The organism is Cutibacterium sp. LaCa_255 (assembly GCF_057458005.1).
In genome coordinates this window covers 212444-227703 of record NZ_CP190956.1, presented here as the reverse complement: position 1 = coordinate 227703, position 15260 = coordinate 212444, and the positions used below count along the sequence as shown (strand labels likewise).

The following is a 15260-nucleotide window of genomic DNA, read 5'->3' as shown; positions in this document are numbered from 1 at the left end:
CGATGGCCTTCTCCCTCGACGTTCGATGCCACTCCGAAATTGGCCTGGTGCGACGCAACAACCAGGACTCGGGGTACGTCTCCCCGAGGATGCTCGTCGTCGCCGACGGCATGGGCGGTGCCGCCGCAGGTGACCTCGCCTCCACCGTCGCCGTGCGTCACGTCACCCAAGCTGACGAGAGGTTCTCCGGGGAGGACTCCCCGTGCCGCCCGCAGGGAGAGGAGATGCTCACCGTTCTGGCTGGTGCGGTGGCTGACGCCAATGACGAACTGGCCGACCTCGTGGCGTGGGACTCCTCCCTGGAGGGCATGGGGACGACCTTCTGCGGAGCGATGTTCTCAGGCACCCAGCTCGGCGTGGTCCACATCGGTGACTCCCGCGGCTACCTGCTGCGTCAGGGCCGCATGAAGCGGATGACCCACGACCACTCGTGGGTGCAGTCCCTCATCGATGATGGTCGGATCACCCCCGAGGAGGCCGCCGTTCATCCGCATCGGTCCCTCCTTCTCAAGGTGCTCAATGGCCAGCCCCAGCACGTCCCGGACACCCAGATCGTGGATCTCCGGTTGGGAGACCGCATCCTCTTCTGTTCTGACGGACTGTGCGGTCTCGTCGACGACGAGACGATCGCCGAGCACCTCAACACCACCAATCTGGACGACGTCGTCGATCTGCTGACGACGGATGCCCATGCCGGTGGCGGCACCGACAACATCACCATCGTCGTCGCCGAGGTCGTCGAGGCTGATCCCGTCCTGGACGCCTCCGAGCCCCACATCATCGGGGCAGCGACGACCCGCAAGGTTCCCGAGCACGAGGTCACCGCTCCGCTCTCCGTCGAGCAACCGTCCTCCGCGACGAAGGACGCCGGCACGTCGACCGTGCTCTTCGACTCCGAGGCGGAGGAGTCGATGCGCTATGCGCCCGTGGATTCCCGGACACGCCGTCGTCGCCACTGGCTGTGGCCCGTGGTCGTCCTCGCCGTCGCCGTTGTCGTCGCCGGCGGCATCTTTGGCACTCGCGCCTACCTCGACACGCAGTACTACGTGGGTACCGACGGCAATGCGGTGGCGATTTATCAGGGATCACCGGACAGCCTGGCGTGGATCCAGCTCTCCCACGTCGCTGAGACGACGGACGTCAAGACCACTGATCTTCCGCGCTACTACCGAAATCGAGTCTCGGAGAACATCCGCGTCTCCTCGATGGAGTCCGCCCACTCCACGGTTGCTGAGCTGCGTACCGGAGCCGAGCATTGCAAGGCCGTGCGCGAAATGGCGACGACCCCGCCTGCTGCCCCGACCAGACCCTCGACGACCCCGTCGGCATCACCCCAACCGTCCGCCAGCAGTTCCGGTATTCCTCACCCGTCTGCAGTACCGACCCCCGCGATGCCCTCACCGAGCGCCTCGGGGCATGAGGTGGACCTCCCCGCCGTCAGTTCGGGTGATTGCTGATGAGTGTCGTACCGGAATTCGATGACGGCACCGTCGTCGTCCAGTCAAAGAGACGCTGGACGGAACTCTTCATGCTTCTCATCGCCTGGGCCATTGGCTTCGGCGGCTGGGTACTCACCGAGCTCAACATCAACCATGAGCTGCCCGAGACCTGGATGATGGTCGGCGGCGTCTGGCTGGGAGTAGCCGTCATCGCGCACATCATCGTGAGGATCGTCATTCCTTACGCCGACCCCGCGATTCTGCCCATCGTCTTCACCCTCAATGGGCTCGGGCTCGCGATGATTCACCGCATCGACCTCATCCCCGACCCGCACTATCACCGGATGGAGACCCAGGCCCTGTGGACGGCTCTGGGCATCATCTTGTTCGTGGCGACCCTGCTCATGCTGCGGGATCACCGCAAGCTGCAGAAGTACCCCTACGTGCTGTTCATCGTCGGACTGGGATTCCTCATGCTGCCGCTGGTCCCCGGCCTGGGAATGTCGGTGCTGGGATCGCGAGTGTGGATCCACGTCGGTTCCTACAGCTTCCAGCCCGCCGAGGTGTCCAAGGTGCTGCTGGCCATCGCCTTCGCGGCCTACCTCGTCGACAACCGCGATGTACTTTCCCGTGCCGGCCACAAATTCCTTGGCATCACCCTGCCGCGCGCCCGTGACCTCGGCCCGATCGCGGTGATGTGGGTTGCGACGATGCTCGTCATCGTCTACCAGAACGACCTAGGCACCGGAATGCTCTTCTACGGCATGTTCGTCGTGATGCTGTACATGACGACCGAGCGTGTCGGATGGGCGATTTTGGGAGCGGCCAGCCTCGTCGGCGGTGCTGCGCTGGCTTACGCCTTCTTCGGCCACGTCCGCATCCGCTTCGACTCCTGGCTGCACCCCTTCACTGACTACAGCCAGAATTATCAGATCATCCAGGCCCAGTTCGGATTGGCGTGGGGTGGTCTCGCCGGTCGCGGCTGGGGGCTCGGCCGCCCTGGCATGGTGCCACTGGCATGGAGCGACTTCATCGCCACCTCGATCGGCGAGGAGCTCGGCATCACCGGCCTCATGGCCGTCATCGTGATGTTCTTCATCCTCACTGCTCGCGGCATGCGCACGGCCCTCGGCTGTCGCGACGAGTTCGGCAAGCTCATGGTCGCTGGACTGTCCTTCACCCTTGCTCTCCAGGTCTTCGCCATCATCGGTGGCGTCACCCGGCTACTGCCCCTTACCGGTCTGACGACGCCATTCATGAGCCAAGGCGGGTCGTCCCTGGTGGCCAACTGGATCATCGTCGCGATCATCATGATCGTGTCGCACCGAAACCGAAAACCTGACGACGACTTCGTCGCCACTGTTCCCGCCGACCCCCAGGCCCAGAACGCCACCGCCGTCATCCCGAATGGAGGCACGCGATGAACAAGCAGATTCGCGGAGTCTCCCTGCTCGCTGGGCTGATGTTCCTGGCCCTCATGGCCAATCTCACCGGATCAGCCATCTTCCGGCAGGCCAGCCTCAACAACGATCCTCGCAACGTTCGAGTGCGCGACGCCGAGTTCTCCCAGAACCGTGGTGACATCCTCGTCGGTTCGATGCCCATCGCGACCACCAAGTCAAGCGACGGCAAATTCGCCTACCAGCGCGTCTACCCCTCCGGGCCGGAGTACGCTCCCATCACCGGGTACTACTCCTACTACTACGGGCGTTCCATGCTCGAGCAGACCCAGAATGCCCAGCTGACGGGTACCTCCGACACCCAGTGGCTTTCCCGAATCACGGGGACGTTGTCCGGTCACAAGCCTGAGGGCGGCTCGATCACCACGACGATCAACGCCAAGGCCCAGGACGCCGCATGGGAAGGTCTCAAGGGCAAGAAGGGCGCCGTCGTAGCGCTCGACTACACCACCGGCGCGGTACTTGCCATGGCATCCTCCCCCTCCTACGACCCCAACGATCTGGCCTCCCATCGCCTCGACCACACCAGCCAGGCATGGAAGGAACTCGTTGCGGACAAGTCGTCTCCGCTGTCCAACCGCGCCGCCCGAGAGATCTACGCACCCGGTTCAACCTTCAAGCTGGTGACGGCCGCTGCAGCTCTGCAGAACGGCTACACCCCGAATTCCACAGTGGATGCGCCGGAGAACTGGATCCTGCCCGGCACCCGCACTCCGTTGACGAACGAAACCAACTGCGGGGGCAAGCAGATCACTCTGACCCATGCCCTCGACATCTCATGCAACACCGCCTTCGGCAAGCTCGGGGTGGGCCTAGGCCAGGACAAGATCCGTGATCAGGCCAAGCAATTCGGGTTTGGCAAGGTTGTCGACTCCGACATTTCGTCGGTCGCCTCGAGGTTCCCCGAAGACCTCACCGACGCTCAGCTGGCGCAGAGCTCCATCGGCCAGTTCGACGTCGCGACCTCCCCGCTCCAAATGGCGATGGTGACCGCCGGAATCGCCAACGGTGGCAAGCTCATGACCCCCTATCTCACCACGCAGGTTCGGGCATCGAATCTTCAGGTGGTTTCCGAGCATCATCCCAAGCAGATGTCGCAGCCGATGACGAAGGACTCGGCCGAGCAGCTGAAGTCGATGATGGTCTCGGTGGTCAACAACGGCACTGGTAAGAGGGCACGCATCGACGGGGTCACCGTTGGCGGAAAGACCGGTACTGCGCAGACGATGAAGGGCAAGGCTCCCTACGCGTGGTTCGTTGGGTGGTCGGACAAGCCACACGTCGCAGTGGCGGTCTTCGTCCAATCCTCAGACACCGCCATCGACGAGGTCTCCGGAGGCCGACTCGGGGCTCCCATCGCCAAAGATGTCATCGAGGCGATGAGATGACAGTTAGACAGACAACCAGCACATTCCACCACGTCTCACCACAAAGGAGATCCCTCAATGAGCACTGAGAGTTGGCTCTCCGGGCGTTACGAACTGCAGAACCTCATCGGTCGTGGCGGCATGGCCGATGTCTGGAAGGCCCGCGACCACCGTCTCGGCCGCGACGTCGCGGTCAAGAGGCTGCGCGCCGACCTCGCCAGCGACGACACCTTCCAGGCCAGGTTCCAGCGTGAGGCGCAGTCTGCTGCACGCCTCAACCATCCGAACATCGTCGCCGTGTATGACACTGGTGAGACGCAGGATCCGACAACCGGCCTGCAGGTGCCCTACATCGTCATGGAGCTCATTGACGGTCATACCCTGCGCGACGTGCTGCGCGACGGCCGCAAGATCCTTCCCCGCCGCGCCCTCGAGTTCACCCAGGGTGTGCTCGAGGCGCTGAGCTACTCCCACGCCGCCGGCATCGTCCACCGTGACATCAAGCCGGCCAACGTCATGCTCACCCGTGAGGGGTACGTCAAGGTGATGGACTTCGGCATCGCCCGCGCGGTTGCCGACACCTCTGCCACCATGACCCAGACGGCAGCCGTCATCGGCACCGCCCAGTACCTCTCCCCGGAGCAGGCTCGCGGCGAGACAGTCGACAACCGAGCCGACATCTATGCCACCGGCTGTCTGCTGTACGAGCTGTTGGTCGGACGCCCGCCGTTCATCGGCGACTCCCCCGTCTCAGTGGCCTACCAGCACGTCCGGGAGATCCCGGCCCCGCCGTCCTCGCTGGATTCCGAGATCACTCAACAGATGGACGCCATCACCCTCAAGGCCCTGGCGAAGGACCCGACCGATCGCTACCAGACCGCCAAGCAGATGCGTGACGACATTGATCGCCTGTTGTCTGGACGCGAGCCACTGGCAATACGGACTCACGCCGATCCCGAGGCTGACACGGAGGAGCAGACCCACCTCGTCCCGGCTGCTGCGGCGACTGCCACCGCGACTCGTCCCGCTCCAGCTGCCGCTGCTCAGCGAGATGGTGTCACTCCGGCTCGGACCGAAAGCCCCGAGGAGCCTGAAGAACCCCGGCGCAAGCGTTGGCCGATCGCCCTCGTGACGATCCTGATCGTCGCGTTGGTCGCCCTGCTCGGATTCGGCCTGTACAAGATGTTTGATGACCCCTCCTCGAACCCCTCGCCGTCTCCGACGACGCCGTCGAGCACCGTGAAGATGGTGGATGTCCCGGCGGTTACTGGTCTGAGTCAGCAGGGAGCTACCTCGACCCTCGAGAACGCCGGCCTCAAGGTGAAGGTCGAGCACGTCCAGAAGGATGAGTCCACTGCCAACCAGGTCGTCTCCCAGGATCCTGCTGCCAATCAGAAGGTTCCTGAGGGCAGCAAGGTGACGATCACCGTCAATGACGGGCCGAAGAAGCTGACGATCCCCCAGAACACCGTCGGGATGTCCAGGTCGGATGCCGTCAAGGCCCTCAAGGACGTCGGATTCTCGGACACCCAGATCAAGGTCACCGACGACGATCCGAAGACCGAGCCGAATACCGCCAAGGCGGGCACGGTTGACTCCGTCAGCCCGGCTGCGGGGACGTCGCTGACCCCCGAACAGCAGGTGACCCTGACGATCGCGACCGGTAAGTCGATCGTTCCCAATCTCAAGGGCATGAGCGTCGAAGAGGCCAACGCCGCTGCCAGCTCGAACGGATTCTCCATCTCCGTGGAGCGTCAGACGACGTCCTCGGCCGCTCCGGGGACGGTGTTCGGCCAGGACCCGGATTACGGCGCCACTGCCAAGCGGTCAACTGCCATCAGGGTGCTCGTCGCCGTGGCACCACCGGAACCGACCCACGAGGCCCCGACGAGCCCTACTCCGAGCGAGGACGACCCCTCGACGTCGATCGCACCGGTCCCGACGTCGACGGCCAGCCCGTCGTCATCTCACGGCTGAATCAGCAGTCCGCCGCGCTCATCAGCGGGCTCATCTGGCTGGCGCGGAAGGGGGCTTCCGGGTCCCCGCATTCGGCCAGCCAGGTGGCGAGCATCTGATGACCGTGCTGGGAGAGTACTGACTCGGGGTGGAACTGCACCCCCTCGACCGGCAGACTGCGGTGACGCAGGCCCATGACGACACCGGTGTCCGTGCGTGCTGTCACCTCCAACTCGGTCGGGACTTCATCGACGGCCAGGGAGTGGTAGCGGGTGACGACGAGCGGGTCAGGAAGACCAGCGAAAACTCCCGCCCCTTCGTGGTGAATCGGCGAGGTCTTGCCGTGCAACTGCTCCTCTGCACGTCCGACATGGCCTCCCCACGCGACAGCCATGGCCTGCATTCCCAGACACACGCCAAAAATCGGTCGGGGGGCACCACGCAGGATGTCCACGCACACTCCGGCGTCTTCGGGGTGTCCGGGGCCAGGCGACAGCAGGATGCCGTCGAAAGGAACCCACCACTGCGGATCCTCGAAAAGAGGATCATCGTTGCGAACCACCGTGGTGTCTGCCCCGATCTGTCCCAAGTAGGACACGAGATTCCACACGAAGGAGTCATAGTTGTCGACGACGAGGATCCTGGCTGTCATGGGGTCATTGTGTCGCAGGCCGGCGTCGAGACGCCATCATGCTCAGGTTGTGTCAGGCGCACCGACTCAGCGGGGAGTGGCGTGGCCCATGGCGACGGTGCCGGTGTAGGCCGGCATCGTGACCGTACCGACCCGCTCCACCGACCATCCGAGCTGGTAGGCACTCACGTACCCCTTGTAGATGCGCACCGCCTCGGAGGTGTCGAGAGCTTGCTCCATGGCGGAGCGGTCCCCAATCGCCTCGATGACGTAGGGCGGGGCGTAGGCGACTCCGTGCAGGACGACGGTGTTGCCGACACATTTCACGGCTGTGGTGGAGGTCACTCGTTGCCCCTGGATGGTCATGGCTTCCGCTCCCCCAGCCCAGAGGGTGTTGACGACCATCTGGATGTCCTGCTGGTGGACGACGAGCATGTTGGCGTCGACCCCGTCGGGATTCTCACTGAGGGGAGCGTCATCGAGGGTGACCCGCAGTGCCTTGCCGCTGACAGCTCCCAGACCCACCGAGGGCGCCAAGGCTGACGCCGAGGGGACGGTCGAGGAGGTGACGCCCGGGGTCTGATCGGCCTTGGAGAGCTCGTCAACCTGGGCTCGCAGGCTGGCTGCCTCTTTCTGCAGGGCGGCATTGTGACTGGCCTGATTACGGACGAGGGTGGCCATGTCAGTGTCGCGTTCGGGACGAAGGTCATGACCACGCGAATTGACCGCGGCCGTCGTCATCATGAATCCGGCCGTCACCATGACGAGCACCGTGGCGAATCTGGCCAGCCGTGGATGACGGGAGTCTGAGCGGATGTCCTGGATGAGGGGGTCACCGACGACGTCCTCATCTACCTCTTCGGGCGTGTCAGCCCCGTCAGGCGCAGGGTCAGTGGCGGGAGAAGGATCGGAATGCTCAGGGGTGGAGTCATCACGACGGACGTCCTCGGCGTCGTCGTCGCTCATCGTCCCCTCCTCGCAGCCCGACCCGTGTCGCCGGAATTGGCGATCGTCCTCTAGGCTAGCCAAGTAACACTTGTCCCAATCACGCTCGGTGGGCGTGTCCTCGAAACCCCAGGAGTAGTCACCGTGCCCGAATCCAAGGTCAGACCGGAAGCCAAGAAGAAGGCCCAGGCCAAGAACCGGGCCAAGGTCGAGGAGCGCCGGGCCGAGAAGAAGGCTGCGCCGGTTGATCGTTCCTGGGTGCCGAAGGTGTTCGTCCCCCTCTTCCTACTCGGTGTGCTGTGGCTGATCGTCTACTACATCGCAGGCAACCAGATCCCCGGCATGAAGGATCTCGGCGACTGGAACGTCCTCATCGGCATGTGCCTCATGGCCGCCGGTTTCGGCGTCGCCACCTTGTGGAAGTGAACTGGCGCAGGCAGAACTGGAGGCTGGGGCTCGCCCAATCCTGAAACAGAACAGAAAGGCCTGCCGGGACATTCCCGGCAGGCCTCACATCGTCAGTGCTCGGGCTTGAGCAGCGGGAAGAGGATCGTCTCACGGATACCGGCGTCGGTGAACAGCATCACCAGACGGTCGACGCCGAGTCCCAGACCGCCCATGGGCGGGCAGCCGAACTCGAGGGCTTCGAGGAAGTCCTCGTCGAGCTGCATGGCTTCCGGGTCACCGGCCGCAGCGGCCAGGGACTGCTTGGTGAGAACCTCGCGCTGGATGACGGGGTCGACCAGCTCCGAGAACCCGGTGCCGCGCTCCATACCGCCGATGATGAGGTCCCAGGCCTCGACCATGCGCGGGTCGTCGCGGTGCGGGCGGGCCAGGGGCTGGGCGATGGCCGGGTAGTCGCACACAAAAGTGGGGTTGATGAGTTCAGGCTCGACGAGCTCGCCGAAGAGCTCCATGACGACCTTGCCGGCCTCCCAGGACGGATCGAGTTCGATCTCGTGTTCGGCAGCAATGGCCTGCAATTCCTCCAGCGGAGTGTCGAGGGTGACCTCGCGTCCCAACTTCTCCGACAGGCCCGGGTAGACGCTGACCCAGCGCCACTCCCCATCAAGGTCGATGGTGCCCTTGGGCGTCTCGATCTGGTGGATGCCAAGGGCGTCGGCCACCTCCATGATGATGTCCTTGATGACCTCGGCGATGGTGAACTGGTTACCCCAGCTCATGTAGGCCTCGAGCATGGAGAACTCGGCCGAGTGGCTGGAGTCGATGCCCTCGTTGCGGAAGACACGGCCCATCTCGTAGACACGGTCGGTGCCGCCCACCATCGCGCGCTTGAGGTAGAGCTCAAGGGCGATGCGCAGGCTCATGTCGATGTCGAAGGCATTGAGGTGGGTGTTGAACGGACGAGCCGCGGCACCACCGTGGACCAGCTGCAGGATCGGGGTCTCGATCTCCAGGAAGCCACGCTCATCGAGGGCGTGACGCACTGCGCGGGTGATGATGGCGCGGGTGCGCACCATCTGACGGGACTCGTCGCGGACGACCAGGTCGGCGTAGCGACGACGCACCCGGGACTCCTCCGAAAGCTCCTTGTGGAGGGTCGGCAGGGGACGCAGAGCCTTCGATGCCATCCGCCACTCCGAGGCCATGATGGACAGTTCGCCACGGCGGGACACGACGACACGGCCACGCACCCACACGTGGTCTCCGAGGTCGACGTCGGACTTCCATGCCGCCAGGGCCTCGTCGCCGACCTCGGCCTTGGAGAGCATGACCTGCAGACGTTCGCCATTGGAAGTCTCGGTGAACCCATCCTGGAGGCTGGCGAAGCAGAGTTTGCCGGTATTGCGGACGAAGACGACACGCCCGCCGATGGCGACCTCGTCGGTGGTCTCCTCGCCGGGGGCCAGGGTCAACTCGCCGAGGTCGTCGGTGTACTTCTGACGGATCTGGGCCAGGGTGTGGTCGCGCAGCAGGTCAACCGGGTAGGCCTGGCCTCCGTCGGCAATGATCCGGGCCCGCTTGTCGAGACGAACCTGCATCTGCTCGGAGACCTCAGGGGACTGGCTGGAAACGGTGTCAGAACTCACCGGGAAATCCTATCGAAGAGGAGGGGAGGGAACGATTTGGCCAAGCCATGTTTTTCGTGCATCCCCTCGGGACACAATGATGACGGATCAAACTACCCCTCAGCCACCTTCAACCCACCAGCGACCAAGGCACCTCTGGCCCTCGATGCCAACGCAGGCAACGTCCCAGACACTTTCGTCTTCGTCGCCCAGAGCTTCGCACTGGGGCGCCAGGCCGCCGCGACCTCGTCCCACACCGGCGAGATCGAGGAGTCGTCGTCAATCTTGCGACCCAGATCAGCCAGGTCCCCGACGACGTCCTCGTTGCCGACCAACGTCTTGAAGGACGCCGGCGTCGTCATTCTCTCGGCCTTACCAGCTGGGATGAGACCACGCCCCGTCAGCAATTCGGGCTGGTCGTCGAGGGCGTCAGCAAAGTCCAATGCCTCACTTGGCGTCTTGCATCCCTTGAGGACCACCCACGACGAGCCCTGATACGACGCCACCCGTGAATCACTGCCCTCGAGCGGAGGAATGGTGGTGACCTTCCAATGGTGCCGCCCAGCCCCGACGACAGTCGTGAGATCCGGAAGATCAGCGGGAGCGCCAATGTGTCCGACAATCTTCCCGGAGGAGAAATCGGTCTGCACCGACTCCCATCCATGAGATACGACGAGTTGCTTGGCCTCGACCATCCGCTGCAACTCGTCGGTGAGCTTGCGCACCCCGTCAGAATCGATCCCAACCCGCCAGGTCGTGTCATTCAGCGGGACGAACCATGGCGATCCTGTGGTGTCGGACATCGCTGCCAGCCACCCGGTTTTCTCAATCGGCATATCTGACACCGCCTTGCCCGTAGACGCCAGAATCGTGGCCGCGGCACGGAACTCCTCCCAGTTCTTGGGAGCTGACACATGGGCCTCGGACCAGGCGTCGGAATCGTAGAAGAGGACCATCGGGGAGGTGTCCATCGGAAGTCCGTATGTCCGCCCCTGGTACGCAACCCGCGACATCGGGCCGCGGTCGTACTTGTCGCGGTACTGCTCGGCGTACTGGGTGACATCCTCCAGCACCCCGTGATGGGCCAATTTCGCCACCGACGTGCTCGGCACCTGAGCCATGCAGGGAGCCTTGCCCTCCTCAACCGACGTCTCCAAGGTGTTGAGGTACGTGTCGGTCGTCGAGGAGATCGCGTGCAAATTGAGTGTCACACCAGGGTTACGACGCTGGTACCCGTCACCGGCGCTCTCCAAGCTCGGCAGGTCAGATGCCATGGACATCCGATGCCAGACCTCGACCGAATCGTCACGACTAGGCTTGGCAAGTGGTGTCGACGTCTGTGAACACGCAGCTGTGCCGACGAGAAGCACCCCCGCCACCACAAGGGCCAGCTTGCGTCTCATCGTCACCTCTCACGACACAGCGGATTCAGTGTCTCACAGCCTACTGACAAGGCCGACCCGTCTGACGACATGCGGACAACACTGCTCATTTCCTCTAGGGTGTCGATCGTGCCGCTCGCGGCCGCCCGGCAGATCCTCTGACGCCGGTTGCACATGTCCCTGTCCGAGGAGCACTCGTGCTGACACAACTCGTGGCCCGACACCTTCGGCCCTATCGCCTGCAGGTGATCGTCATCGTCGTCGCGCAGATTTGCGCCCAGATCGCCGCGCTGACCCTCCCGACGATCAACGCTGACATCATCAACCAGGGAGTCGTCCGCGTCGACACCGGCTACGTCACCTCACACTCCCTCCTCATGCTGGCCGTCGCCCTGGGACAGACGATCTGCCAGGTCATCGCAGTGTTCCTGGCCGCCCAGGTCGCCATGGGAATGGGACGCGACATCCGCGACGCCGTCTTCACCCGCACCCTCGACTTCTCGGCCCGTGAGGTCAACCAGTTCGGAGCTCCGTCCCTCATCACCCGCACCACGAACGACGTCCAGCAGGTGCAAATGCTGGTCTTCATGACCTTGGCCGTCCTCATCGGAGCACCGATCATGATGGTCGTCGGCGTCGTCATGGCGATCCGAGCCGAGGTCTCCCTGTCGTGGATCATCGCCGTCGCCGTCGTGCTGCTGGGCATTGGAGCGGGGCTCATCGTCTCCCGGATGGGTCCGCTGTTCAAACGCCAGCAGAAACGTATCGACGACCTCAACCGCGTCGTTCGCGAGCAGATCACCGGCATCCGCGTAGTGCGAGCCTTCGCCCGGGAACGCCATGAGGCGGCCCGCTTCGACGCCACCAACTCCTCCCTGCGCGACATCCAGGTCAGTGTCGGACGAACCATGGCCGCGATGTTCCCGCTCGTCATGCTCATCATGAACCTGTCCCAGGTCGCAGTGTTCTGGTTCGCGGCCCACCAGATCGACAGCGGCAAGACCGAGGTCGGCGTCCTCGCCTCCTTCACCACCTACCTCATGCAGATCCTCATCAGCGTCATGATGGCCGTACTCCTCGTCGTCATGTGGCCGCGAGCCTCGGTCTGCGCCAACCGCATCGCAGAAGTGCTGCAGACCTCGTCGTCCCTCCACATTGACCCCGAACCGGTGACGACCTTGCCCGACAACCCCACCCTGCTGGAGTTCCGCGACGTCACCTTCAGCTACCCCGGAGCCTCCGCACCGGTGCTCCACAAGATCTCCTTCGAGCTGGAGCGCGGAACGACGACGGCCATCATCGGCTCGACGGGCTCGGGCAAATCAACCTTGGTCAACCTCATCCCGCGCCTCGTCGACGTCACCGACGGGCAGGTCCTCGTCAAGGGTGTCGACGTCCGCCGTTACGGCTCCGAGGTCCTGTGGAGCTGCATCGGTCTGGTGCCTCAGCGGCCCTACCTCTTCGGCGGCACGGTGGCCTCCAACCTGCGCGACGGCCGCTCCGACGCCACCGACGATGAGCTCTGGGACGCCTTGCGCATCGCTCAGTCCGACGACTTCGTCTCCCGAATGGACGGGGAGTTGGACGCCACCATCTCCCAGGGCGGCACCAATGTCTCCGGCGGCCAGCGACAGCGACTGTCCATCGCTCGGGCCTTGGTCAAGGCCCCCGAAATCTACGTCTTCGACGATTCCTTCAGCGCCCTCGACGTCGCCACTGATGCCCGGCTCCGGGCCGCGCTGGAGGCCCACCAAGGCAGTGCCGCGATGCTCATCATCGCCCAGCGAGTTTCGACGATCCGCAATGCCGACCAGATCCTCGTCCTGGATGCCGGACGCATCGTCGGCAAGGGAACCCATGACGAGCTCATCGAGTCCTGCCCGACATACATCGAGATCGTCGACTCCCAGCTCTCCACCGAGAAGGCGGCATGAGAGGCAAGGTCGAGAAAGCTCCCGCCCGCAACGAGCATGCCGAGCTCGCCCGAGCCTCGTCGCGGCGAGGCGGCGGCCGGGTCGCTGAGAAGCCCATCTCCTTCGGCCCGTCCCTCAGGCGGCTGCTCGGCCAGCTCAAGCCTCATCGCCTCGTCCTGACCATTGTCGTCATCATGGCTGTGATCTCGGTGAGCTTCAATGTCATTGGCCCCAAGATCCTGGGCCGGGCCACCGACGTCATCTTCGGCGGCATTGTCGGAAAACAGCTGGGCAGACACGTCCCGCAAGCGCGTGGCATGACAGCCGGCGAATTCATCGACAAGCTCGGCCAGGCCGGTCAGAGTGGCGATCGCGGGAAGATCATCACCCTGCTGCAGCAGTACCCCGATGTCATCATCGGTTCCGGCATCGATTTCCACCGACTCGGCGTCATCATGGCCTGGGCCCTGGGCCTGTATGCCTGCGCCGCCCTGCTGATGTTCCTGCAGGGATTCCTGCTCAACACCGCGATCCAACGATCCATGTACGACCTGCGTCGTCAGGTCGGTGCCAAGCTGGAGAGACTGCCGCTGTCCTACTTCGACGGTCAGCCCCACGGCGAGCTCATGAGCCGGATGACCAACGACATCGACAACGTCTCGCAGACCTTGCTGCAGACCCTCCAACAGCTCCTCAACGCCTTGCTGACCGTCATCGGCGTGTTGATCATGATGTTCTGGATCTCCCCGTTGCTGGCGGTGATCTCCCTGGTCATCATCCCGGTTGCCGGAGTCATCGCGGGAGCCATCGGCAAGAAGGCGCAGGGGCAGTTCGCCCAGATGTGGAAGGCCACCGGAGAACTCAACTCCCACGTGGAAGAGGCGTATTCGGGCCACGCTCTGGTCAAGACCTTAGGCCGCACCCAGGCCGTTGCCCAGGAATTCCACGAACGCAACGAGGAGCTTCGTCGAGCCACCGCCAAGGCCCAATTCATCTCCGGACTCATCCAGCCGGTGATGTTCCTGCTCGGCAACGCCAACTACGCCGTCATCGTGCTCATCGGCTGTCTGCGGGTGGCCAAGGGCCAGATTCCTCTGGGCAATGTCCAGGCCTTCATTCAGTACTCCCGAATGTTCACCCAGCCGATCACCCAGATCGCCTCCATGGCGAATCTGTTGCAGTCAGGAGTGGCCTCGGCAGAGCGCGTCTTCCAGGTCCTCGATGCCGACGAAATGTCCACAGACGCCGACAGCAGTCTCCCTGCCACCAAGGGACGTGTCGTCTTCGACCACGTGAGCTTCTCCTACAGCCCCGACAAACCTCTCATCGCCGACCTCTCGTTGGTCGCCGAGCCGGGCCAGACGGTGGCGATAGTCGGACCCACCGGTGCTGGCAAGACGACGCTGGTCAACCTGCTCATGCGGTTCTACGAGGTCGACGGCGGGGCCATCACCCTCGACGGCTTCGACATCTCCACGGTCCCCCGCACCGAACTGCGCTCTCGACTGGGAATGGTGTTGCAGGACACCTGGCTGTTCAGCGGGACGATCCACGACAACATTGCTTACGGCCGCCCGGAGGCGTCCGAGGAGGAGATCCTCGACGCTGCCCGGGCCGCTCACGTCGACCACTTCGTCAACACCCTGCCTGACGGTTACCAGACCGTCATCGACGAGGACGGATCCAACGTCTCCGTCGGTCAGAAGCAGCTCATCACCATCGCTCGGGCTTTCCTATCCGCCCCGGACCTGCTCATCCTCGACGAGGCCACCAGCTCGGTGGACACTCGAACCGAGATGCTCGTCCAGGAAGCCATGGCCAACCTGCGCAAGGGACGTACCAGCTTCGTCATCGCCCACCGGCTCTCGACCATCCGTGACGCGGATCTCATCCTCGTCATGGAACACGGCGACATCGTCGAGCAGGGGTCGCACGCCGAGCTCCTCGAGCGGCGCAGCCACTACCACGACCTCTACCAGTCGCAGTTCAACGCGGCGGACGCCGACGGGGCGGCACCGGCCGACGTGTGAGGGGCCGGGGCCCACGACCATCGGACGCTGCTCCGGAAACCCCCTGGCGACGACCAGCCCTTGGCGCGCAGCGGAGCCAGCGCGTTCGTCCAGGCGATAACGGCGTC

General features: G+C 64.0%; 11 protein-coding genes. 7 read left to right on the top strand and 4 right to left on the bottom strand.

Annotated features, from left to right (window positions below; all coding sequences use genetic code 11):
* Positions 1-2 precede the first annotated feature (2 nt).
* From ACP8ML_RS00940 to pknB, 4 genes are read left to right on the top strand one after another with little or no spacing between them, the layout of a single operon-like run.
* Complete coding sequence (locus ACP8ML_RS00940; RefSeq protein ID WP_117188157.1) at positions 3-1457, top strand: PP2C family protein-serine/threonine phosphatase; 1455 nt, start codon at positions 3-5, stop codon at positions 1455-1457.
* Entirely contained in the window at positions 1457-2863 is a 1407-nt protein-coding gene (locus ACP8ML_RS00935; RefSeq protein ID WP_117188159.1) for an FtsW/RodA/SpoVE family cell cycle protein, read from the top strand. Before ACP8ML_RS00940 ends, ACP8ML_RS00935 begins: the two co-directional genes overlap by 1 nt.
* Positions 2860-4287 (top strand): peptidoglycan D,D-transpeptidase FtsI family protein, encoded by a 1428-nt coding sequence (locus ACP8ML_RS00930; protein WP_117188161.1) that lies wholly within the window; start codon positions 2860-2862, stop codon positions 4285-4287. The genes ACP8ML_RS00935 and ACP8ML_RS00930 overlap by 4 nt, the downstream gene beginning before the upstream one ends.
* Before the next feature lie 57 nt (positions 4288-4344).
* Complete coding sequence (gene pknB, locus ACP8ML_RS00925) at positions 4345-6243, top strand: Stk1 family PASTA domain-containing Ser/Thr kinase (protein ID WP_486702987.1); 1899 nt, start codon at positions 4345-4347, stop codon at positions 6241-6243.
* Between the two features lies 1 nt (position 6244).
* On the opposite strand, the gene ACP8ML_RS00920 is transcribed toward pknB, so the two are convergent.
* On the bottom strand, positions 6245-6874 hold the full coding sequence (locus ACP8ML_RS00920; RefSeq protein WP_065673022.1) for an anthranilate synthase component II: 630 nt from the start codon (positions 6872-6874) through the stop codon (positions 6245-6247).
* Between the two features lie 66 nt (positions 6875-6940).
* Positions 6941-7819: a DUF881 domain-containing protein gene (locus ACP8ML_RS00915; protein WP_065673021.1), complete on the bottom strand. Its 879-nt coding sequence runs from the start codon at positions 7817-7819 to the stop codon at positions 6941-6943.
* A gap of 123 nt (positions 7820-7942) precedes the next feature.
* On the opposite strand from ACP8ML_RS00915, the gene ACP8ML_RS00910 reads away from it, so the two are divergent.
* Positions 7943-8224 carry a cell division protein CrgA gene (locus ACP8ML_RS00910; RefSeq protein WP_016666773.1) on the top strand — a complete coding sequence of 94 codons (282 nt, stop codon included), beginning with the start codon at positions 7943-7945 and terminating at the stop codon, positions 8222-8224.
* Positions 8225-8316: 92 nt separating this feature from the next.
* Here ACP8ML_RS00910 and lysS read toward each other — a convergent pair whose 3' ends face one another.
* Both lysS and ACP8ML_RS00900 read right to left on the bottom strand, forming a co-directional pair.
* Entirely contained in the window at positions 8317-9849 is a 1533-nt protein-coding gene (lysS, locus tag ACP8ML_RS00905; protein WP_462553103.1) for a lysine--tRNA ligase, read from the bottom strand.
* 92 nt (positions 9850-9941) lie between these two features.
* Positions 9942-11231: an ABC transporter substrate-binding protein gene (locus ACP8ML_RS00900; RefSeq protein ID WP_486702986.1), complete on the bottom strand. Its 1290-nt coding sequence runs from the start codon at positions 11229-11231 to the stop codon at positions 9942-9944.
* A gap of 176 nt (positions 11232-11407) precedes the next feature.
* Here ACP8ML_RS00900 and ACP8ML_RS00895 point away from each other — a divergent pair, with 176 nt between their 5' ends.
* Both ACP8ML_RS00895 and ACP8ML_RS00890 read left to right on the top strand, forming a co-directional pair.
* The gene (locus ACP8ML_RS00895; RefSeq protein ID WP_486702985.1) at positions 11408-13144 is read left to right on the top strand and encodes an ABC transporter ATP-binding protein; all 1737 of its coding nucleotides are present in this window, start codon (positions 11408-11410) and stop codon (positions 13142-13144) included.
* Positions 13141-15153 (top strand): ABC transporter ATP-binding protein, encoded by a 2013-nt coding sequence (locus tag ACP8ML_RS00890; protein WP_117188171.1) that lies wholly within the window; start codon positions 13141-13143, stop codon positions 15151-15153. The genes ACP8ML_RS00895 and ACP8ML_RS00890 overlap by 4 nt, the downstream gene beginning before the upstream one ends.
* The last annotated feature ends 107 nt before the right edge of the window (positions 15154-15260 follow it).

Coding starts and splice junctions, on each gene's coding strand:
- ACP8ML_RS00890 (WP_117188171.1), top strand. CDS start 13,141: ATGAGAGGCAAGGTCGAGAAAGCTCCCGCCCGCAACGAGCATGCCGAG.
- ACP8ML_RS00915 (WP_065673021.1), bottom strand. CDS start 7,819: ATGAGCGACGACGACGCCGAGGACGTCCGTCGTGATGACTCCACCCCT.
- ACP8ML_RS00935 (WP_117188159.1), top strand. CDS start 1,457: ATGAGTGTCGTACCGGAATTCGATGACGGCACCGTCGTCGTCCAGTCA.
- ACP8ML_RS00900 (WP_486702986.1), bottom strand. CDS start 11,231: ATGAGACGCAAGCTGGCCCTTGTGGTGGCGGGGGTGCTTCTCGTCGGC.
- ACP8ML_RS00920 (WP_065673022.1), bottom strand. CDS start 6,874: ATGACAGCCAGGATCCTCGTCGTCGACAACTATGACTCCTTCGTGTGG.
- ACP8ML_RS00930 (WP_117188161.1), top strand. CDS start 2,860: ATGAACAAGCAGATTCGCGGAGTCTCCCTGCTCGCTGGGCTGATGTTC.
- pknB (WP_486702987.1), top strand. CDS start 4,345: ATGAGCACTGAGAGTTGGCTCTCCGGGCGTTACGAACTGCAGAACCTC.
- ACP8ML_RS00940 (WP_117188157.1), top strand. CDS start 3: ATGGCCTTCTCCCTCGACGTTCGATGCCACTCCGAAATTGGCCTGGTG.